The sequence below is a fragment of the Macrococcus sp. 19Msa1099 genome, from assembly GCA_019357535.2.
Lineage (GTDB): Bacteria > Bacillota > Bacilli > Staphylococcales > Staphylococcaceae > Macrococcoides > Macrococcoides psychrotolerans.
In genome coordinates this window covers 1,868,249-1,888,801 of the sequence record CP079955.1, presented here as the reverse complement: position 1 = coordinate 1,888,801, position 20,553 = coordinate 1,868,249, and the positions used below count along the sequence as shown (strand labels likewise).

The window sequence follows — 20,553 nt, the reverse complement described above, 5'->3', positions numbered from 1 at the left end:
GTATTATGTCAGAAATTAAACAGCAAGATAATCAAGTATTTGAAGCAATCACGAAAGAATTTGAGAGACAAGACCATCATATTGAATTAATTGCGTCTGAGAATTTTGTATCAAAAGCCGTGATGGAAGCACAAGGATCGGTTCTGACAAATAAATACGCTGAAGGCTACCCGCATCGTCGTTATTATGGTGGGTGTGAGTTTGTAGATATCGTTGAGGATTTAGCACGCAATCGTATTAAAGAGCTCTTTGGAGCGGAACATGTCAATGTACAACCGCATTCAGGTTCGCAGGCTAATATGGCCGTTTACCGTGTCGCTTTAAAACCTGGAGACACAGTTCTAGGAATGAATTTAAGCCATGGAGGTCACCTCACGCATGGTTCGCCAGTGAACTTTAGTGGTGTAGATTATAATTTTGTTGCTTATGGTGTAGATGAGAAAACAGAAAGAATTGATTATGATGTTGTTCGCGAACTTGCACGAGAACATAAACCTGCACTTATCGTTGCAGGCACATCAGCATATTCACGAACTATTGATTTTGAAGCGTTTAAAATGATTGCAGATGAAGTCGGTGCAAAACTGATGGTCGACATGGCACATATCGCAGGGCTTGTAGCTGCTGGTCTTCATCCGAATCCAGTATCTCATGCAGACTTTGTTACGACGACGACACATAAGACATTACGTGGACCTCGTGGTGGTATGATCATTTGTAAGGAAGAGTATGCAAAAGCGATCGATAAGATGATATTTCCTGGAATTCAAGGCGGACCATTGATGCATGTTATCGCAGCCAAAGCTGTCGCATTTGGTGAAGCGTTGACAGAAGACTTTAAAGCATATCAACAGCAAGTGGTACTTAATGCGAAGACATTAGCGGATGCTTTAACTGAAAAAGGATTACGCATTGTTTCTGGCGGCACAGACAATCACTTGATGAGTATAGATGTAACGAGCTGTAACATTACGGGTAAAGTCGCAGAGCGTGCACTTGACGATGTCGGCATTACTACAAATAAAAATACGATTCCATTTGATAAAGAAAGTCCATTCGTTACAAGTGGTATTAGAATTGGGACACCGGCTGTGACAACACGTGGATTTAATGAAGAAGACATGAAAGATATTGCATCGATTATTGCGGACGTGCTCGCTCATACAGAAGATGAAACAGTGAAGCATAATGCAAAGGCGCGTGTACGTGCAATAACAGAAAAATATCCATTATATAAATAATTATTAGGAAAGAGGTATAGTATGGCGAAAGTCCATGTATTTGATCACCCCCTTATTCAACACAAATTAAGTTATATTCGAGAGGAGTCAACGGGTACGAAAGAGTTTCGTGAGCTTGTTGATGAAGTTGGTATGTTAATGGCATACGAAGTAACACGTGACCTTGAGCTAGATGACGTACAGATTAAGACACCAGTTACTGAGATGACAGCAAAACGCCTGTCAGGAAAAAAGATTGCAGTTGTCCCAATATTACGTGCCGGACTAGGCATGACTGAAGGTGTGCTGAAGATGATTCCTGCAGCGCGTGTCGGTCATATTGGTCTATATCGTGATCCTGAGACGCTTCAACCTGTAGAATATTTTGCAAAGATGCCACAAGACATTGAAGAGCGCGACTTTATTGTAGTGGATCCAATGCTTGCAACAGGTGGATCGGCAATAGAAGCAATTAACTCATTGAAGAAACGCGGTGCTGTAAAGATTAGATTTATGTGTCTCGTTGCTGCTCCAGAAGGTGTAGAAGCATTACAAAAAGAACATCCAGATGTAGATATTTATATTGCAGGACTAGATGAAAAACTCAATGATCATGGCTACATTGTTCCAGGATTGGGTGATGCAGGCGATCGATTGTTCGGGACTAAATAATTAGGAGAATTGATATGAAGAAGATAATGACAATCTTTGGTACACGACCAGAAGCAATTAAGATGGCTCCCCTTGTATTGGCTTTAAAGAATGATCCAGAATTAGAACCGATCGTTGTTGTGACTGCACAACATCGTGAAATGCTGGATCAAGTACTTGAGATATTTGGAATTACTCCGGATTATGATTTGAACATTATGAAGGCAGGTCAAACACTGTCTGAAGTGACAAGCCGTGTTATCTTAGGATTAGAAGAAGTCATCAAAGAAGCGCGCCCTGATATGATTCTTGTACATGGAGACACAACAACGACATTTGCTGGAAGTCTTGCTGCTTTTTATAATGAAGTAGCGATTGGACATGTTGAAGCGGGGCTTAGAACTTGGCAGAAATACTCTCCATTCCCAGAAGAAATGAATAGACAAATGACAGGCACATTGGCAGACCTTCATTTTGCACCGACTGATGATGCAGCACAGAATCTTCGTAATGAAAATAAGCCTGAAGATAGAATTGTTATCACAGGTAATACTGCGATTGACGCTTTAAAGACGACGGTAAAGTCGGATTATCGTTCTGATATCTTAGACAGTGCAGGTGAGCGTAGAGTGATTCTATTAACTGCACATCGAAGAGAAAATATTGGTCAGCCAATGCATAATATCTTCAGTGCAATCAGAAGAATCGTGGACGAGTTTGAAGATGTTGAAATTGTCTACCCGATGCATAAAAATCCAAAAGTGCGTGAAATTGCTGCAGAACATTTAAATAATCATGACCGTATTCAATTGATTGAACCTTTAGATGTTATCGACTTCCATAATTTCGCAAGTCGCAGTCATTTTATTCTTACAGATTCGGGTGGCGTGCAAGAAGAAGCACCATCGTTAGGTAAGCCAGTGCTTGTGCTACGTGACACAACCGAACGTCCTGAAGGTGTTAAAGCTGGGACATTAAAGTTAGCGGGCGTTGAAGAAGAAGATATTTATCAATTAACAAAATCTTTGTTAACTGATGAGACATTATATCAATCCATGTCTAAAGCGAGCAATCCTTATGGCGATGGTGAAACTTCACAACGTATTTGTGAACATATTAAATATTATTTCAGCTTGACAGAAGAAAAACCTGCGCCATTTAAAGTTGGAAGCAAGTAATTACGTTTGCAATTATCAGACTTTTTATTAAACGCTTAAATGTGTCTAATTTGTGAACATTTAGTGAAACTTTAATTTTTAAGTTTTTCACATAGCATTGACACATATTTTGCCCTATATTATCATAAATTAGGAATGAAACTGTTTTCATTCATGTGAAAACTTTTTCTAAGGAGTTTATCCTGATATGTCAGAATTTAAGACATTTTTCAACTTGTATCTAAAGTATTTTTTGTGCTTGATAATTCTACTTGCTATTATTTATATTTTCTATAGAAATAGCTTCATATTAGGATTGATCATTGGTACAATTGCTTCGGCAATCAGTAGTTTTGTCTGGCATCACAATTTATTGCGAGCAATCAATAGTGATGTGCTCTATGTTTCGAGTGGTATGGGGATTCGCTTTTTAATAGCGGTCATGGCATGCCTCTTCTGGGTAAGATTTCCGCAAAGCATTAATTTGCTTGGAATCGCACTCGGCCTGATGTTAACGTATGTTATGATTATCGTACATTCTGTTAACAGTTTGAAAAAATAATACATATATGGAAGAGGTGAAGTAATGGGACACGTATCACCCCTCTATAGTCTTGATTTATTCGGTCATGAAATGATATTTGATCTTTCATCGATGTTGATGCTTACGGTGACAGCAGCAATCGTTTTTTTAATAGCGATGTTCTTTACACGAAATTTAAGTGTAAGACCTCACGGTAAACAGAACTTTATTGAATGGATTTTTGACTTTACAAGAGGAATTATCAACAGTAACATGGCGTGGAATAAAGGTGGGCGTTTTCATTTCCTGGCTGTAACATTGTTATTATTTATCTTTGTTGCAAATATGCTGGGGTTACCATTTGCAATTATTAATGGTCACACATTATGGTGGAAATCTCCAACAGCAGACCCGACAGTTACATTAACACTTTCTACACTGATGGTGCTATTAACACATTTCTATGGTGTTAAGATGCGCGGTACTGGTAATTACTTAAAGAGTTTTGCTCAACCAGTATGGTTTATGGTGCCATTTAAAATCATCGAAGAATTTTCATCAACTTTAACGCTTGGTCTGCGTCTTTATGGTAACATTTTCGCAGGTGAAGTATTGCTCGGATTACTTGCAACGCTAGGTACAGCTGGAGCAGCTGGCATGCTAGGTGCAGCAATTCCAACTCTTATCTGGCAAGGTTTCTCAATTTTTGTAGGTTCAATTCAAGCCTATATCTTTGTAATGTTATCAATGGTTTATATGTCACATAAAGTGTCAGACGACCATTAATATAAAAATTTAAAAAACTATCATATTTCTTTAGGAGGAAATTATTAATGAATTTATTAGCAGCAGCAATCGCAATTGGTTTAGCAGCATTAGGAGCAGGTATTGGTAACGGATTAATCGTATCTCGTACAGTTGAAGGTGTAGCACGTCAACCAGAAGCACGTGGTCCATTAATGACTATCATGTTCATCGGTGTAGGTTTAGTTGAGGCCCTTCCTATCATCGCAGTAGTAGTAGCATTCATGGTAATGAACCGTTAATTATAAAATATAACTCGTTAAAGGCGAAGTCGTTCTGATTTCGCCATTCATTTATGAAAAGTGCGATGAAAGGAGCGTTATACTTGGATTTCTTATTATTAGGTCAAGCAGCTGAGCACACTGGCGTACAGTGGGGAACAGCGGCATATACATTAGTATTATTTGCACTATTGCTATTCTTATTAAGCAAATTCGCATGGGGACCATTAAAGAACATTATGGACGAACGTCAAGCAGGGATTACAGCTGACCTTGACAATGCGAAACGTCAAAACGAAGAAGCTAAGCATTACGCTGAAGAAAATAAAGCGTTATTAGCTAAAACACAACAAGAAGTATCTGTCATTATGGAAGATGCTAAGAAACAAGCGAAAACACAGCAAGAAGAAATTGTTCATGAAGCAAATATGCGTGCAAACAAAATTGTTAGCGATGCACAAGTAGAAATTGAAAACGAAAAACAACGTGCGATTGCAGACATCAATGATCGTGTTGCTGAATTATCAGTACTAATTGCTCAAAAAGTGATTAACAAAGAAATCAATGAACAAGATCAAAAACAATTAGTAAGAGAGTTTATCGAAGAGGCAGGCGATAAATAATGGCTATCGTCCAGGATAAATATGCACAAAGTCTTTTTGAAGTAGCACAAGCACAAGGTGTACATGAAAGTGTACGTCAAGATCTTGGTGAAATTAAAAAAGCTGTAACAGGAAGCAAAGCATTCTTTTTATTTGCTGAAGATCCTAAAGTATCAAGTGAGAAGAGAAATGCATTCGTAGAGGCAACATTTAAAGGTGTGGACAAGCCATTACAAAACTTATTAAGCATTCTTGCAGATAAGCAGCAGCTTGCACTATTACCTGAAATTGCAGATTATTACACAGAACACTATAACAAGTTTAATAATCAGCAATACATGAAAGTTGAATCAGTATATGCATTATCAAGTGAAGAGCTTGATAAAATCGGAAAAGCGTTCATTAAACGTACAGGCTACAAAAAGTTATTAATTGAAAACGTAGTAAACAGCACTCTAATCGGTGGTATACGTGCAACAATTGGTACGACTGTTTATGATGGCTCTGTTGCAAATGAACTAACACAACTTGAAAAATCGTTTCACAAACAATAATTTCTTAAGAGGAGTGACATAAATGGCCATCAAAGCTGAAGAAATCAGTGCGTTACTTAAATCACAGATTGAAAATTACGAGTCTGGTATGACAGTAACGGATGTAGGTACAGTTATCCAGGTCGGTGACGGTATCGCATTAGTACATGGTTTAAACAACGTTATGGCTGGAGAACTTGTTGAGTTCCATAACGGTGTATTAGGTCTTGCACAAAATTTAGAAGAGAACAACGTAGGGGTCGTAATTTTAGGACCTTTCACAGATATTAAAGAAGGCGACGAAGTTAAACGTACAGGTCGTATCATGGAAGTACCTGTAGGTGAAGAATTAATCGGTCGCGTTGTAAACCCATTAGGTCAACCAATCGATGGTCGCGGACCACTTAACACAACAAAAACACGTCCAATTGAATCACCAGCAACTGGTGTAATGGATCGTAAATCAGTAGATGAACCTTTACAAACAGGTATTAAAGCGATTGATGCATTAGTACCAATCGGTCGTGGTCAACGTGAGTTAATTATCGGTGACCGTCAAACAGGTAAAACTACAGTAGCAATCGATACAATCCTTAACCAAAAGGACGAAGATATGATCTGTGTGTACGTTGCAATTGGTCAAAAAGAATCTACAGTACGTACTGCTGTTGAAACATTACGTGCACATGGTGCATTAGATTATACAATCGTTGTATCTGCATCTGCATCACAACCAGCACCATTATTATACATCTCACCATATGCGGGTGTAGCAATGGCTGAAGAATTTATGTTTAACGGTAAACACGTATTAATCGTATATGATGATTTAACGAAACAAGCAGCAGCTTACCGTGAATTATCTTTATTATTACGTCGTCCGCCAGGTCGTGAAGCATATCCAGGGGATGTATTCTACTTACATAGCCGTCTGTTAGAGCGTGCTGCGAAATTAAACGATAGTTTAGGTGGCGGTTCTATTACTGCATTACCATTCGTTGAAACACAAGCAGGGGATATCTCAGCCTACGTACCAACAAACGTAATCTCAATCACTGACGGACAAATCTTCTTACAATCAGATTTATTCTTCTCAGGTGTTCGTCCTGCAATCAATGCTGGACTTTCAGTTTCACGTGTTGGTGGATCAGCACAAATTAAAGCGATGAAGAAAGTAGCGGGGACACTACGTCTTGACTTAGCTTCTTACCGTGAACTAGAGTCATTCGCACAATTTGGTTCTGACTTAGACCCAGCAACGAAAGCGAAATTAGAACGTGGTAAACGTACGGTTGAAGTTTTAAAACAAGACCAGAACAAACCATTAACAGTAGATAAGCAAGTTACGATTCTGTATGCATTAACTAAAGGTCACTTAGATGATATTCCGGTTCAGGATATTACACGCTTTGAAGATGAATTCCTAGGCTGGGTGGGTTCAAACGCACCACATATTTACCAGGAAATTCGCGAAACGAAAGGCTTACCGGCTGATGAAGTATTCGTAGAGGCAATTAATGCATTCAAGAAAATCTTCAACAAGTCTGAAGTATAGAACGGGAAATTAATCATAAGGTGGTGACAAAATGGCTTCATTAAGAGACATAAAAGGCCGTATTAATTCGACTAAGAAAACAAGTCAAATCACTAAGGCAATGCACATGGTTTCAAACTCTAAATTACGTCGCGCTGAAGAGAATGCAAAAAGCTTCTATCCATATATGGAGAAGATGCAGGATGCAGTTACCTCTATTGGCGGAAGTAACTCAGATGCAAACCATCCAATGCTTCAAAAACGTCCGGTGAAAAAGACAGGTTACTTAGTCATAACTTGTGATAAAGGCCTTGCAGGTCCATACAATGCAAACATTTTAAAAAGTGTAACGCAAAAAATTCAGGAACGTCATAATAATAATCCAGCTGAATACGGCATATTAGTTATCGGCCGAGTAGGGTATGATTTCTTACGTGCTAGAGACTATAACGTTGAAGGCCAAATTATTGGATTATCAGATCAACCATCTTTCAAATCTATTAAAGATATTACTCACACAGCAGTATCTCGTTTTGAAACTGGAGAATATGACGAACTTTATATGCATTATAGTCATTTTATCAGCGTACTTGAGCAAGAAGTTCATGAACGTAAGATCTTACCAATATCTAAGGAAGAGGTTTCAGGAGAATCGAAACTCTCTAACTATGAATTTGAACCAGACAAAGATGCAATTTTAGAAGTCATTCTTCCACAATATGCAGAAAGTCTGATTTACGGTGCTATCTTAGACGGTAAAGCAAGTGAACATGCTTCACGTATGACTGCAATGAAGAATGCAACAGATAACGCAAAAGAACTAATCGATGATTTATCATTACAATATAACCGTGCGAGACAAGCCGCGATTACTCAGCAAATTACTGAAATTGTTGGTGGAGCAGCCGCATTAGAATAACACTTAGGAGGAATAAACATGGCAGTAGGTCACGTAATCCAAGTTATGGGTCCGGTTATTGACGTTCGCTTTGAACATGGTCAATTACCAGCGTTAAACAATGCCTTAACTTTAGATATCGAACGTGGAGAAGGTAACACTACAAAGTTAACATTAGAAGTTGCCCTTCATTTAGGTGATGATGCAGTACGTACAATCGCAATGAGCTCTACTGACGGTGTACAACGTGGAGCGCAAGTCACTGATACTGGCGCACCGATTTCTGTACCAGTTGGTGACGCAACATTAGGTCGCGTATTTAACGTATTAGGAGAAAAGATTGACTTAGAACCTGAATTAGATGGTACTGTACGTCGTGATCCAATTCATAGACAAGCACCTAAATTCGAAGAGTTATCAACGAAAGTTGAAATTTTGGAAACTGGTATTAAAGTAGTAGACTTATTAGCACCATATATCAAAGGTGGTAAAATCGGTCTATTCGGTGGTGCCGGTGTAGGTAAAACAGTATTAATTCAAGAATTAATCAACAACATCGCTCAGGAACACGGTGGTATTTCAGTATTCGCTGGAGTTGGTGAGAGAACACGTGAAGGGAACGACTTATTCCACGAAATGAGCGATTCAGGTGTTATTAAGAAAACAGCCATGGTATTCGGACAAATGAACGAGCCACCAGGTGCACGTATGCGTGTAGCATTATCTGGTTTAACAATGGCTGAATATTTCCGTGACGAACAAGGTCAGGACGTATTATTATTCATCGATAACATTTTCCGTTTTACGCAAGCAGGTTCAGAGGTATCTGCCCTTTTAGGACGTATGCCATCAGCCGTTGGATACCAACCAACACTTGCAACTGAAATGGGACAATTACAAGAGCGTATCACTTCAACAAACGTAGGATCAGTTACATCGATTCAAGCGGTATTCGTACCAGCCGATGACTATACTGACCCGGCGCCAGCGACTGCATTCGCTCACTTAGATGCAACAACGAACTTAGAACGTAAATTAACTGAGATGGGTATCTACCCAGCGGTTGACCCATTAGCGTCAACATCTCGTGCATTAACGCCTGCCGTTGTTGGTGAAGAGCATTACGAAGTTGCACGTCAAGTACAAGCAACATTACAGAAGTATCGTGAGCTACAAGATATCATTGCAATCTTAGGTATGGATGAATTATCTGACGAAGATAAAAAGACTGTTTCACGTGCACGTCGTATACAGTTCTTCTTATCACAAAACTTCCACGTTGCTGAACAGTTTACAGGTCAAAAAGGATCTTACGTACCAGTTAAACAAACGGTTCAGGACTTCAAAGCAATTCTAGAAGGTAAATATGACCATATTCCTGAAGATGCTTTCCGTTTAGTAGGTGGCATTGAAGCAGTTTTAGAGCAAGCTAAAGGCATGGGTGTAGAAGTATAAACATAGGAGGAAGAAACTATGAATAAATTAGCAATTGAAATAGTCACTCCTAATGGATCAATATACTCAGAAACTGAAGCTGAATTAATTGTTCTACAGACTGAGTCAGGTGAAATGGGTGTGATGGCTGGACATATTCCTACAGTCGCACCACTTAAGATTGGTGCTGTTCGTGTGACGAAGTCAGGCAATGATAAAGACTACATTGCTGTAACTGAAGGATTTGCTGAAATTCGTCCACAACAAGTATCGGTGTTAGTACAAGCTGCAGAACAAGCAGAGGGAATTGATATTGAGCGTGCAAAGGAATCATTAAAGCGTGCAGAAGCACGTCTTAATGAAGATAAAGCAGCACATGTTGATTTCCATCGTGCAGAACGTGCATTGCACCGCGCGATTAACCGTATTGAAGTCGCGAAGTTTAGATAATAAATAAAGGAGTGAGACAATTGTCTTGCTCCTTTTTTACATAGGAGTAGCTTATGAATGTTTATGCTTTAACATATATAGTACTTTATATTGGGATTACGGGAGTTGTATTTAATAGTTTGCAGGCAGTAAGAACAGAGCAGTGGTTTAAAGAGAACCGTACTAAAGAGATTCAGATGCTCTTTATCGGTTTAAGTATGTCTTTAGGTTATCTTATCACTAATTTTCTCATTGACTTGATTAAATATACAAATCAGATATTTATATTATTTTAATGTATAAATGATGTAATTGTAGGGTAAATGGTATAAAATACTTGTATAGATAAGTTAAGAAATTCGGAGGAAATAATGGATACAATTATAGTAAAAGGCGGACACAGATTATCAGGGCGCGTAAAAGTCGAAGGAGCAAAAAATGCTGTATTGCCTATCATGACAGCATCATTGTTAGCGTCTGAAGGCGTTAGTGAATTTATGAATGTACCTGCTTTGTCTGATGTAGATACAATCTCAGCAGTATTAGAAGGGTTAAATGCAAAAGTAGAAAAAAATATTGAACAAAATAAAGTAGTAGTTGATGCACGTGGTGAACTTTCAACACAAGCTGCATATGAATTTGTAAGTAAGATGCGTGCCAGTGTACTTGTACTTGGACCATTGCTTGCAAGGTTTGGGTATGCGGAAGTTGCGATGCCTGGAGGATGTGCGATTGGTTCAAGACCTATTGAGTTACATCTTAAAGGGTTAGAAGCATTAGGAGCAATTATTGAGCAGAAAAATGGTTATTTAGTTGGTACTGTTAAAGACAGACTGAAAGGTGCCGATATTTACCTGGATTTTCCGAGTGTCGGAGCGACGCAAAATATCTTAATGGCTGCTGTTTTAGCAGAAGGAAAGACTGTTATTGGTAATGTCGCGCGTGAACCAGAGATTGTAGATCTCGCAAACTATTTAAATCAGATGGGTGCTAACGTTCAAGGTGCTGGTACAGATACGATTACCGTATATGGTGTAGAGACATTGACGGGAGCGAAGCATGAGATTATTCCTGACCGCATTGAGGCGGGAACTTTCCTAGTAGCTGCAGCAATCACACGTGGTGATGTGTATGTTGAAGGTGCAATATATGAGCATATGCATGCACTTATTGCAAAGCTGAAAGAAGCTGGATGCCATATTGAGATTGATACGAGAGGAATTCATCTGTCTGTAGAACAGAATCTTAAAGAAATTGATATCAAGACAATGCCGCACCCTGGCTTTCCCACGGATATGCAGGCTCAGATGATGGCGCTCATGTTATCACTAGAAGGTAATAGTAGTGTTAACGAGACTGTGTTTGAAAATCGCTTTATGCATGCGACAGAGTTCCAGAAAATGAATGCTCAAATTAAAGTGGATAAGCGAATTGCTTATATTAGCAATAGTACATTACAAGGAGCCGATGTTGCTGCTACGGATTTACGAAGTGGCGCCGCACTTGTTCTTGCAGGTCTTATTGCAAAAGGCTATACTAAAGTAACTGCACTGCATCACCTGGACCGAGGCTATGTTGATTTCCATAAGAAGCTTCGCAATCTTGGCGCAGAAATCGAACGCACAGGTGATACAAAACAATTAATCAAAGCCTAGGAGCGTATGCATTATGAAGTTTAAACAGCCTATTTATAAACAAAAGGTCAGTAAAATCGGAGAAACAGAAGTTGTTCACCGTACTGTTCCAATTTATATTACACTATCCATTATATTTGCATTAATGATTGTACTATTTATAGTTGGAATGATGATTGGATATGGCATTCTCCACTCACCGATTGATATATTTAAACCTTCTACATGGCAACATCTTAAAGAACTTACTGGGAGTGACAGCTAATGGAAACTTTATTGTCTTTTGATGAAATTAAGAAGATTATTCCACATCGTTATCCATTTTTATTAATCGATCGTATTACCGAACTGGAAGAGGGTAAACGTTGTACGGGAATTAAACAAGTAAGCGGTAATGAACCTTTCTTTCAAGGACATTTTCCTGAATACGCAGTAATGCCTGGTGTTCTTATAGTAGAAGCACTGGCACAAGTCGGTGCAGTTGCAATGTTGAAACTAGAAGAGAATCAAGGAAAACTTGCAATGTTTACAGGGATTGATAAGTGTCGTTTTAAATCTCAAGTCACGCCTGGAGATACGTTAACGTTATCCGTTGAGATGACACGTGTTAAAGGTCCTATTGGTAAAGGTACCGCTACGGCGAAAGTCGGAGATAAGCTCGCTTGTAGCTGTGAAATCAGCTTTGCGATTATCGACAAGTAGGTTAGTTAGAACAGTAAAATAAAAACACCCGAGCGATGGTATTTCTGTATCGTTCGGGTGTTTATTTATTATTCATTTTCATCTTTTAATTTTGGTTTTGACTGCATCTTTCTATTAAATGCTTTAATTAGAGCCTGGCCAGATAAACCTTCGTTTACCAATTGCTCTAATAGCTTTTCTGCATATGTCTGTCTCAACGTGTAAATATGGCATTCGAAAATTACAGAAATCTTATCATTCAACTTCTGAATGTCCTTAATTGTAGATTCAAACATTGCAGGGTCATTGGAGGCACGGGTAATAACTATACGTGTATCAAGAATAGTTTCGTTGTGCATATAGGTTTCCATCGTCTCCAGATGAATTTCATCGATCAATATTTCAAGTAGCCAACCTGTCCCGCTATTTTCTTTGTTTATTATTACCCCATCATACAACGTGTATTCCTTAATCGCTTCATCTTCAACGAGCTGAAATCGAATTGCTTTGAACGTTTTCATGTATATCCCTCCATTATCTATTATAATTCTTTGAATAAATTTTTCAAATTACAATATTTAAAAAATTAAGTTAATTTTAAGATGTTTTTTAATATATTTGCTCAGTTTTTAAAAAATTATATAGATTTCTATACAATTTTTAAATTACTGCAGTTTTTAAAAGTTTAATTTTTGCTCTATAGTTTATGGGAAAGGAGGTGAAGATGTGATAAACAAAGCGATTGTAGCTGGACGCTTAGTAAAGGATCCATCGTTACGACAAGTAGCAAATAATACGACTATCGCTACTTTTTCTTTAGCAGTTGATCGAGGAGTTTCTAAAAATGGTGAGCGTTCGACGGATTTTTTGATGTGCAAAGCATTTAACAAGACCGCTGTAAATATAGGAAGATATTGTAGTAAAGGAAGTTTTGTTTGTATAACAGGTCAATTCCATAGCAATCGTTACGAGAAAGAAGGAAAGACGCATTATTCTACTGAAATTTTAGTTGAAAATATTAAGTTTCTACCAAATATCGGAGCAAATAAAGCAGAGAAGAATGAATCAAGGTCGGATGCTGTATGGAACAGCTTACCGGATGAAATTAAAGATAAAGTAGCTCAGAATCTTATTGTGAAAGGTACAGAGCAGCTTATTCAGTCTACTGCAGAAGAACGATGGAATAGTAAACTTTTTGGTATAGAAGGTGGAGAAGAAAAGACACCGAGTGAGTATGCTGCTCAGGCAGATGAGATTATTAAAGTTGCAACAAACAATGAAGATCAAAAAGATGTGTCAGCTGAAAGTGAAGAAGAGCTTCAAGAAGACGGCAATCAAACAGAAAATACATCTGTATCAGATGTGACAGACTCCAGTACACCATTTTAACACCATTTCATTACTCACATTTAACCCTCATTCAAATACACCCCATACCCCCCAGTAGCGCTGTGCTGAATGCTACTGGGGGGTTCGATGTTAAATTGATATGCTTTTGTAATATATTTGTAATTATAAATCATCTTCCTGTAACCAAAGAAATATCAATACGTGTTAAATTTATATCATTCAATAAAAGACAAATATAATTATTAATATAAATTAAGAAAATTATCGGAGGCAACACTCACAATGAAAAAAATTACTGCACTTACAGGAATGGCAATTTTAGCTACAGGAATTTCAGCACAGGCAGATGCAAAAGAACATACAGTAACTTATGGGGAGTCACTTTGGTCAATCGCAGATAAATATGACACTACAGTTGAAAGAATTAAAAAAATTAACAAAATAGAATCAGATATCATCTTACCGAATCAAAAATTAGAAGTGTTAGTTAAAGGTAAATATGAAGTCCAAAAAGGAGACACTTTAGAGAAGATCGCTAAAAAGTTTGATACTAAAGTTGCAGATTTAAAGAGATGGAACAATATTGAAACAAATAAAAATCTTAAAGTAGGGAAACTGATTGTTGTTGATAAAGAGGAAAAAAGACAAATCGTTACGCAAACAGCTGCTCAGCAAGCACCAGTAACTGTACAACAACCAGTGGCGTATCAAGCACCGGTCGTCAAAGCCCCAGAGCAAACAGCTAAACCAGCAGCACAACAACCAGTCCAACAAGTAGCACAAAAACCAGTAGCACAAAAACCAGTAGCGCAAGTAGAGAAACCAGTGGCACAACAACCAGTGCAACAAGCACCAGTAGAGCAACCAGTGCAACAAGCAGCACAAAAGCCAGTACAGCAAGCAGCTCCTGCTGGAAACTCATCAATGGATGCACATTTACGCGTTATCGCACAACGTGAATCAGGTGGCAACCCTAATGCTGTTAATGCATCTGGATACTACGGATTATTCCAATTTTCACCATCAACATGGGCATCTGTAGGTGGAACAGGAAATCCTGCAAATGCTTCAGTTGAAGAACAATGGAAACGTGCAAGAATATTATATCAAACTGCTGGAGCTTCTCAGTGGTCAACGGCGTATTAATTACTCAGAAATTTAACATAACACTTAATCTTTTATATTGTTGTAACCTATGAAATATGAAATTTTAATGTAGTTAACGTATTAAAAATTGTAGATAATCTTTAGGAGGACTTTTCCAGATGAAAAAACTTTTAGCGGTAACGACAGTATTTGCAGTAGGTGGAACATTCGCAGCGACTCAAGCGGATGCAGCACAATATAGAGTAAAAAGTGGGGATTCTTTATGGAAAATCTCTCAAATCTATGGGACGTCAGTTCAAGCATTAAAGAATGAGAATGGATTGAGATCTAACTTAATTCATGTGAATCAAGTATTAAATATTAATGAGAATACAACAAAACGAAATACTTATAAATCAACATATAAATCTGCATACACAGCACCTGTAACTACAGGTTCATATTACCGCATCGTTCCTGGAGATACTCTGGGCAAGGTTGCATCACGTTACGGTGTATCTGTTGCGCAGCTTAAAGCATGGAATGGTTTGCATTCAGATTTAATTATTGCTGGACGTACATTGAAGGTTAATGGACCGGCTGTAGCAGCTGCACCCGTTACAAGAACAGCATATCAAGCACCAGTTAAACGTGCTGTTGCTAAGTCAGCATACCAAGCACCAGTAAGACAGACTGTTTATAAAGCATCGACGATAAAGCGTGTGACTACGACAAGGACACAAGCACCGGCTGTTCGTGTGAACAACGGATTAAACTGGGCAGCATTAGCAAGATGTGAATCTGGTGGCAATCCATCAATTAATACAGGAAATGGATACTATGGAATGTATCAGTTCAATTTACAGACATGGCGTGGTGTCGGTGGAAGTGGTTATCCACACCAAGCTTCTGCAGCAGAGCAAACGAAACGTGCTCAAATTTTATACAATATGCGCGGTGCGCAGCCATGGCCAGTATGTGGGGCACGTTTATAGTAACGATATTAGAACTCTAAGGTGTATTCACTTTAAAGTTCTTTTTTTGCATTAATCCATTAACTTCGTTACACTAATATTAATATACACACTAGGGGTGCCTTGCGCTGAGACGGCTTTTGCCGAACCCTTTACCTGATCCGGATAATGCCGGCGTAGGAAAGTCGTGCTAAGTACCCGTTATGTGTATTTAACCTATTTCCTATCAGGAGATAGGTTTTTATTTTTAGGAGGGATAACGTGTTTACGAGACAGTTGAAAAAAGAAGTAGAACCGATTATTGAATCGATTTATAATGATCCTTTTATTCAAGGTATTATTCATGGGGATCTAAAGAAAGAAGCAGTAAAACATTACTTAAAGGCAGATAGTTTATATTTAAACGAGTTTGCAAAGATATATAGCCTACTTATTCCGAAACTTAATGATAGAGAAGGAATTCAGTTCTTACTCGGCCAAATCGATTTTGTTATGAATGGTGAAGTGGATGCGCACTATACATTAGCAGACTATGCAGGTGTTGATTATAAGACAGTGATTGAAGAAGGAGAATGGTATCCATCAAGTGATCATTATATTAAGCATATGTATTACAATGCCTACCGCTATAGTGATGCGAGCTTTACGATATGTGCGATGGCACCTTGTCCATATGTCTATCAGCAGCTGGCACTAAAGATTGCTGAACGTAATGACCTGGAAGGTAATCCGCTAAAACCTTGGGTCGACTTTTATTGTACAAATATGGATGAGCTTATCGGTCATTTAGATCGCTGGGTAGATGAGTTCAGTGAAACAGCTTCTGATGAAGAACTAAATATATTAAGAAAGAACTTTGTTGAAAGCTGTATTCATGAGAAGCGCTTCTTTAATATGTCCTATAACATTGAAACATGGGAGGGTTATTGATGAAAACAGCATTATCGATTGCCGGAACCGATCCTACAGGAGGTGCTGGGACGACAGTCGACTTGAAAGTCTTTCAGTCACGCGGCGTATACGGGATGAGTGTAGTAACAAGTCTTGTTGCACAGAATACATTAGGTGTGCAGGATGTCTTTAACCAGCCTGTGGACATTATACAGAAACAACTTGAAAGTGTATATTCAGACATTGTTCCGGATGCAGTAAAGACAGGGATGTTAGCAACAAGTGCAGTGATGGACGTGGTGAGACCGTATATAGAACGTTATAACGTCCCGTATGTCATCGATCCTGTGATGGTGGCTAAAAGTGGAGATTTGTTGCTCGATGAGAACGGACAGAACGCCGTACGCACGAAGTTACTGGATATTGCGACGGTGGTGACACCAAATATACCTGAGCTAGAGAAAATTGTTGAAATGAAGGTGGAATCGGAAGAAGATATCTTACGTGCAGGAAAAATATTTATCGATGAAATTGGTTCTCGAAGCGTGCTTATCAAAGGTGGACACTTAAAGGGAGATGCGACTGACTATCTCTTCACAAAGACGGGATTAATTACTTTGCCTGGAGAACGTTATAATACGAAGCACACACATGGCACGGGCTGTACTTATTCAGCTGTCATCACAGCAGAATTTGCCAAAGGGAAGAGTATAGAAGATGCTGTGCGATTAGCGAAGCGCTATATGGATATGGCCATTAAGTACACTCCTGGAATTGGTCATGGCCAGGGCCCAGTAAATCACTTTAAGTTTCAGGAGGTTGAATAATGACAAAACTCACTCAACTTCGTAAAGACAACCCGTTGATCATCTGTATTACGAATGATGTCGTCAAAAACTTTACAGCGAACGGTCTGCTCGCACTTGGTGCAAGCCCTGCGATGGCGACAGAACGTCAAGAAATGGATGAGTTTTTAGCGTATGCTGGTGCGTTACTGATCAATATAGGGTCAATTGAAGAAGGGGATAAGGAAAACATGTTACAAGCGGCTGCATTTGCAAATAAACATCATGTACCTATCGTACTTGATCCTGTCGCTTGTGGTGCATCTAAGTTTCGTAAAGACTTCTGCTTAAAATTGCTGAACGAGCATCATATTAGTGTCATTCGTGGGAATGCGTCAGAGCTTGCAGCATTAACAGAAGATGCCACAATGAAAGGGACAGATGCAGATCAATCGCTATCGACTGAAAGCGTTGCGCGAAGAGCATATGATAAGTTCAATACTGCGATTATCGTAACCGGTGCGGTTGATGCAATCTGTCAGGATGGACAAATCGCTTTAGTGGAAAATGGGACACCGCTCCTGACGAAAGTCACAGGAGGAGGATGTTTATTAGGAGCAGTTGTTGCAAGTTTCATATATAATGAAACTAAACCTTCATTAGCATTATTAACAGAAGCAATTGCGACTTATACGATTGCGGCAGAACGTGCTGAGCACAGTGCTAATGGGACCTTGCCAGGACATTTTGCTGTGAATTTAATAGATCAGCTCTATTTAATTCAACAAGATGATATAGCAAAGGAATCACGTGTGAAAGAAGTGTAGCTTATGTTTAAAAGAGAGATGCTTCATGTATATTTCATTGCAGGGACTTCTGACGTTCCTGACGGTGACTTAGAACGTGTGCTAAAGGAAGCGCTTGAAGCAGGAATTACAATGTTTCAGTTTAGAGAGAAAGGTCCGAAAGCAAAGATGGGGCAAGAGAAACAACTACTTGCTGAACGTTTATTTAAGCTATGTAAAGACTATAAAGTTTCATTTATCGTCAATGACGATGTTGCACTTGCTAAAGCAATTGATGCAGACGGTATTCATCTTGGACAGGGTGATGAAAAGATAGAAAATATCATCGATGACTTCCACGGAAAAATCATAGGATTGTCTGTCGGTAATTTTGAAGAGTATGATCAGTCAGATTTAACACATGTGGACTATATAGGTGTCGGTCCTGTATATGAAACAAGTAGTAAGAGTGATGCGAAAAAGCCCGGTGGTATTGAACTGATACGTAAGATGCGTCTACATGATGAAGACATTCCAATTGTAGCAATTGGTGGAATAACAAGTAGCAACTGTGAAATGATTATCGCTTCAGGAGCAGATGGTATCTCTACCATTTCATCTATTACAAGAAGCAGTGATATTAAGCAAGTTGTTACAGATTACTTACAGTATTATAAGTAAAAAGTAAAATATCATGGTTTTTGTTTATGTATACCTAGATTTATGATAAAATAACCTCTATGTGAATAATATTATGAGGTGAAAAAATGAAAAAGAAGTCGATATGGCTCCTAGTATTTACTGCAGCGATAATTTTATCTGGCTGTGACTATTCAAAAGAATCAAACCGTAATGGATTTTTCTATGATACATTTGTGCATCCTTTAGACCAGTTAATTCACTGGTTAGGGGCGCATATGGGACATAACTACGGACTTGCGATTATTGCGATTACATTAATCGTACGTTTAGCGCTCTTCCCATTTATGATGAAAACATATAAGAACCAAAGCGTTATGCGTGAGAAAATGGCTTTAATCAAGCCGCAGATGACAGAGATTCAAGAACGAGTAAAGCGTGCGCGCACGCAAGAAGAGAAGATGGAAGCAAACCAGGAAATGATGGCATTATACAAAGAAAATGGTATTAACCCATTAAACATGGGATGTTTACCATTATTAATTCAATTGCCAATCGTCACTGGATTATTCTATGTATTGAAGTATCCAACTGAAGGTGGCATCACACAGTATCCGAATTTCTTATGGTTTGAGTTAACGAAGACGGATATCGCGATGACAGTTATCGCAGGTATTGTATACGCATTACAAGCTTACGTTTCTATGCAGAACATACCAGAAGAACAAAAAGCACAGATGCGTATGATGATGTTTATCTCGCCAATTATGATTGTCTGGATGTCAGCCATTTCTCCTGCAGCATTACCATTATATTGGGCTGTAGGTGGAGCATTCTTAGTGTTACAGACTTGGTTAGGAAACAAGTTCTACAAGAAGAAAGTGCACGAAGAAATTGCACCATTAATCGAAGCGCACGAAGAGAATGAGCGTACGAAACAACCAAAGAATACACAAGTTGTATCTTCAAAAAAGAAGAAAAGAAGATAATGTAATATAACTTAAATAAAAATACCGGACCGTACTGATTATCAGTATTGTCCGGTATTTCTTTATAATTTCTCTCCGTACCATTCCTGTAAAAATATATCGATAAACTGCTGCATGTAATCATTACGTGACTGTGCAATCTGCCTTCCAGTTTCAGTATTCATAAGATGGATGAGTTTAAAAAGTTTTTCATAAAAATGATTGATGGCAGTACCAGGTGTTCTATAATTGCTTAAATCTTCACGTGGCTTAGTCTCTGGATCATACATTGCTTCTCCAAATTTACCTGCAAACATAAATGTGCGTGCGATACCGATTGCACCGAGTGCATCAATACGGTCAGCATCCTGTACGACAAATCCTTCAAGTGACTTCAGTTTACCTTCATTAGCGCCACCTTTAAAACTCATATAGCACAAAATATGATTGATTTGTGCTATATGTGCATCACTCAATCCAATTGTTGTATAAAAGTGATCAAGTCTTTCCCAGGAAGATTGTTCATTGAACAGTTTCTCGTCAACGGTATCATGCAAAAGTGCAGCCATTTCTACGATAAATAGATCTGCGCCTTCTCGCTTTCCAATATACAGTGCAAGCTTTCTTACACGATTGATATGCGCGAAGTCATGGCCTGATGAATCATGTTTGTGTATACCTTTCACAAATTCTTCGGTAATTTCAATTATATTGCTTTTCATATTGTGAAAAATCCTTTCTTTTTTGTAAGCGG

General features: G+C 38.5%; 26 protein-coding genes and 1 riboswitch. Of the genes, 24 read left to right on the top strand and 2 right to left on the bottom strand.

The window, feature by feature from the left end; translation table 11 throughout:
• The first annotated feature begins 5 nt into the window (after positions 1–5).
• The 16 genes from glyA (at position 6) to fabZ (ending at position 12,342) form a co-directional block, all read left to right on the top strand.
• Complete coding sequence (gene glyA / locus KYI10_10085) at positions 6–1,241, top strand: serine hydroxymethyltransferase (GenBank protein ID QYA32667.1); 1,236 nt, start codon at positions 6–8, stop codon at positions 1,239–1,241.
• Positions 1,242–1,262: 21 nt separating this feature from the next.
• Positions 1,263–1,892, top strand: a complete 630-nt coding sequence (upp, locus tag KYI10_10080) for a uracil phosphoribosyltransferase (GenBank protein QYA32666.1) — start codon at positions 1,263–1,265, stop codon at positions 1,890–1,892.
• Positions 1,893–1,906: 14 nt separating this feature from the next.
• Positions 1,907–3,049: a UDP-N-acetylglucosamine 2-epimerase (non-hydrolyzing) gene (gene wecB, locus KYI10_10075; protein QYA32665.1), complete on the top strand. Its 1,143-nt coding sequence runs from the start codon at positions 1,907–1,909 to the stop codon at positions 3,047–3,049.
• Positions 3,050–3,236: 187 nt separating this feature from the next.
• Positions 3,237–3,590, top strand: coding sequence for an ATP synthase subunit I (locus KYI10_10070; protein QYA32664.1), 354 nt, complete (start codon positions 3,237–3,239; stop codon positions 3,588–3,590).
• Positions 3,591–3,614: 24 nt separating this feature from the next.
• Positions 3,615–4,337, top strand: coding sequence for a F0F1 ATP synthase subunit A (gene atpB / locus KYI10_10065; protein QYA32663.1), 723 nt, complete (start codon positions 3,615–3,617; stop codon positions 4,335–4,337).
• A gap of 47 nt (positions 4,338–4,384) precedes the next feature.
• A complete protein-coding gene (gene atpE / locus KYI10_10060; protein ID QYA32662.1) occupies positions 4,385–4,597 on the top strand; it encodes a F0F1 ATP synthase subunit C in 213 nt (70 codons plus the stop codon).
• 65 nt (positions 4,598–4,662) lie between these two features.
• A complete protein-coding gene (locus tag KYI10_10055) occupies positions 4,663–5,199 on the top strand; it encodes a F0F1 ATP synthase subunit B (GenBank protein ID QYA33968.1) in 537 nt (178 codons plus the stop codon).
• On the top strand, positions 5,199–5,732 hold the full coding sequence (gene atpH, locus KYI10_10050; GenBank protein QYA32661.1) for an ATP synthase F1 subunit delta: 534 nt from the start codon (positions 5,199–5,201) through the stop codon (positions 5,730–5,732). The genes KYI10_10055 and atpH overlap by 1 nt, the downstream gene beginning before the upstream one ends.
• A 22-nt stretch (positions 5,733–5,754) precedes the next feature.
• Complete coding sequence (gene atpA / locus KYI10_10045; protein QYA32660.1) at positions 5,755–7,266, top strand: F0F1 ATP synthase subunit alpha; 1,512 nt, start codon at positions 5,755–5,757, stop codon at positions 7,264–7,266.
• 31 nt (positions 7,267–7,297) lie between these two features.
• Positions 7,298–8,164 carry an ATP synthase F1 subunit gamma gene (gene atpG, locus KYI10_10040; protein ID QYA32659.1) on the top strand — a complete coding sequence of 289 codons (867 nt, stop codon included), beginning with the start codon at positions 7,298–7,300 and terminating at the stop codon, positions 8,162–8,164.
• Positions 8,165–8,182: 18 nt separating this feature from the next.
• The gene (gene atpD / locus KYI10_10035) at positions 8,183–9,598 is read left to right on the top strand and encodes a F0F1 ATP synthase subunit beta (GenBank protein ID QYA32658.1); all 1,416 of its coding nucleotides are present in this window, start codon (positions 8,183–8,185) and stop codon (positions 9,596–9,598) included.
• Between the two features lie 18 nt (positions 9,599–9,616).
• On the top strand, positions 9,617–10,027 hold the full coding sequence (locus KYI10_10030; protein QYA32657.1) for a F0F1 ATP synthase subunit epsilon: 411 nt from the start codon (positions 9,617–9,619) through the stop codon (positions 10,025–10,027).
• A 53-nt stretch (positions 10,028–10,080) separates the two neighbouring features.
• A complete protein-coding gene (locus KYI10_10025) occupies positions 10,081–10,302 on the top strand; it encodes a DUF1146 family protein (protein ID QYA32656.1) in 222 nt (73 codons plus the stop codon).
• Between the two features lie 75 nt (positions 10,303–10,377).
• Positions 10,378–11,661, top strand: coding sequence for a UDP-N-acetylglucosamine 1-carboxyvinyltransferase (gene murA / locus KYI10_10020; GenBank protein ID QYA32655.1), 1,284 nt, complete (start codon positions 10,378–10,380; stop codon positions 11,659–11,661).
• 13 nt (positions 11,662–11,674) lie between these two features.
• Positions 11,675–11,905, top strand: a complete 231-nt coding sequence (locus KYI10_10015) for a DNA-directed RNA polymerase subunit beta (GenBank protein QYA32654.1) — start codon at positions 11,675–11,677, stop codon at positions 11,903–11,905.
• Positions 11,905–12,342 carry a 3-hydroxyacyl-ACP dehydratase FabZ gene (gene fabZ, locus KYI10_10010; protein QYA32653.1) on the top strand — a complete coding sequence of 146 codons (438 nt, stop codon included), beginning with the start codon at positions 11,905–11,907 and terminating at the stop codon, positions 12,340–12,342. Before KYI10_10015 ends, fabZ begins: the two co-directional genes overlap by 1 nt.
• A gap of 68 nt (positions 12,343–12,410) precedes the next feature.
• Here fabZ and KYI10_10005 read toward each other — a convergent pair whose 3' ends face one another.
• Positions 12,411–12,842, bottom strand: a complete 432-nt coding sequence (locus tag KYI10_10005; protein ID QYA32652.1) for a YwpF-like family protein — start codon at positions 12,840–12,842, stop codon at positions 12,411–12,413.
• 205 nt (positions 12,843–13,047) lie between these two features.
• On the opposite strand from KYI10_10005, the gene KYI10_10000 reads away from it, so the two are divergent.
• The 8 genes from KYI10_10000 (at position 13,048) to yidC (ending at position 19,820) form a co-directional block, all read left to right on the top strand.
• Positions 13,048–13,710 (top strand): single-stranded DNA-binding protein, encoded by a 663-nt coding sequence (locus tag KYI10_10000; protein QYA32651.1) that lies wholly within the window; start codon positions 13,048–13,050, stop codon positions 13,708–13,710.
• A gap of 243 nt (positions 13,711–13,953) precedes the next feature.
• Positions 13,954–14,817 (top strand): LysM peptidoglycan-binding domain-containing protein, encoded by an 864-nt coding sequence (locus KYI10_09995; protein QYA32650.1) that lies wholly within the window; start codon positions 13,954–13,956, stop codon positions 14,815–14,817.
• A gap of 119 nt (positions 14,818–14,936) precedes the next feature.
• The gene (locus KYI10_09990) at positions 14,937–15,752 is read left to right on the top strand and encodes a LysM peptidoglycan-binding domain-containing protein (GenBank protein QYA32649.1); all 816 of its coding nucleotides are present in this window, start codon (positions 14,937–14,939) and stop codon (positions 15,750–15,752) included.
• 83 nt (positions 15,753–15,835) lie between these two features.
• A riboswitch (TPP riboswitch) is annotated at positions 15,836–15,931 on the top strand.
• Between the two features lie 61 nt (positions 15,932–15,992).
• The gene (gene tenA, locus KYI10_09985; protein QYA32648.1) at positions 15,993–16,661 is read left to right on the top strand and encodes a thiaminase II; all 669 of its coding nucleotides are present in this window, start codon (positions 15,993–15,995) and stop codon (positions 16,659–16,661) included.
• Entirely contained in the window at positions 16,661–17,449 is a 789-nt protein-coding gene (gene thiD / locus KYI10_09980) for a bifunctional hydroxymethylpyrimidine kinase/phosphomethylpyrimidine kinase (protein ID QYA32647.1), read from the top strand. Before tenA ends, thiD begins: the two co-directional genes overlap by 1 nt.
• Positions 17,449–18,234 carry a hydroxyethylthiazole kinase gene (thiM, locus tag KYI10_09975; protein QYA32646.1) on the top strand — a complete coding sequence of 262 codons (786 nt, stop codon included), beginning with the start codon at positions 17,449–17,451 and terminating at the stop codon, positions 18,232–18,234. The genes thiD and thiM overlap by 1 nt, the downstream gene beginning before the upstream one ends.
• Before the next feature lie 3 nt (positions 18,235–18,237).
• Positions 18,238–18,873 (top strand): thiamine phosphate synthase, encoded by a 636-nt coding sequence (gene thiE / locus KYI10_09970; GenBank protein QYA32645.1) that lies wholly within the window; start codon positions 18,238–18,240, stop codon positions 18,871–18,873.
• Between the two features lie 86 nt (positions 18,874–18,959).
• Positions 18,960–19,820 carry a membrane protein insertase YidC gene (yidC, locus tag KYI10_09965; GenBank protein ID QYA32644.1) on the top strand — a complete coding sequence of 287 codons (861 nt, stop codon included), beginning with the start codon at positions 18,960–18,962 and terminating at the stop codon, positions 19,818–19,820.
• Between the two features lie 62 nt (positions 19,821–19,882).
• On the opposite strand, the gene KYI10_09960 is transcribed toward yidC, so the two are convergent.
• Positions 19,883–20,521, bottom strand: coding sequence for an HD domain-containing protein (locus tag KYI10_09960; protein ID QYA32643.1), 639 nt, complete (start codon positions 20,519–20,521; stop codon positions 19,883–19,885).
• Between the last annotated feature and the right edge of the window lie 32 nt (positions 20,522–20,553).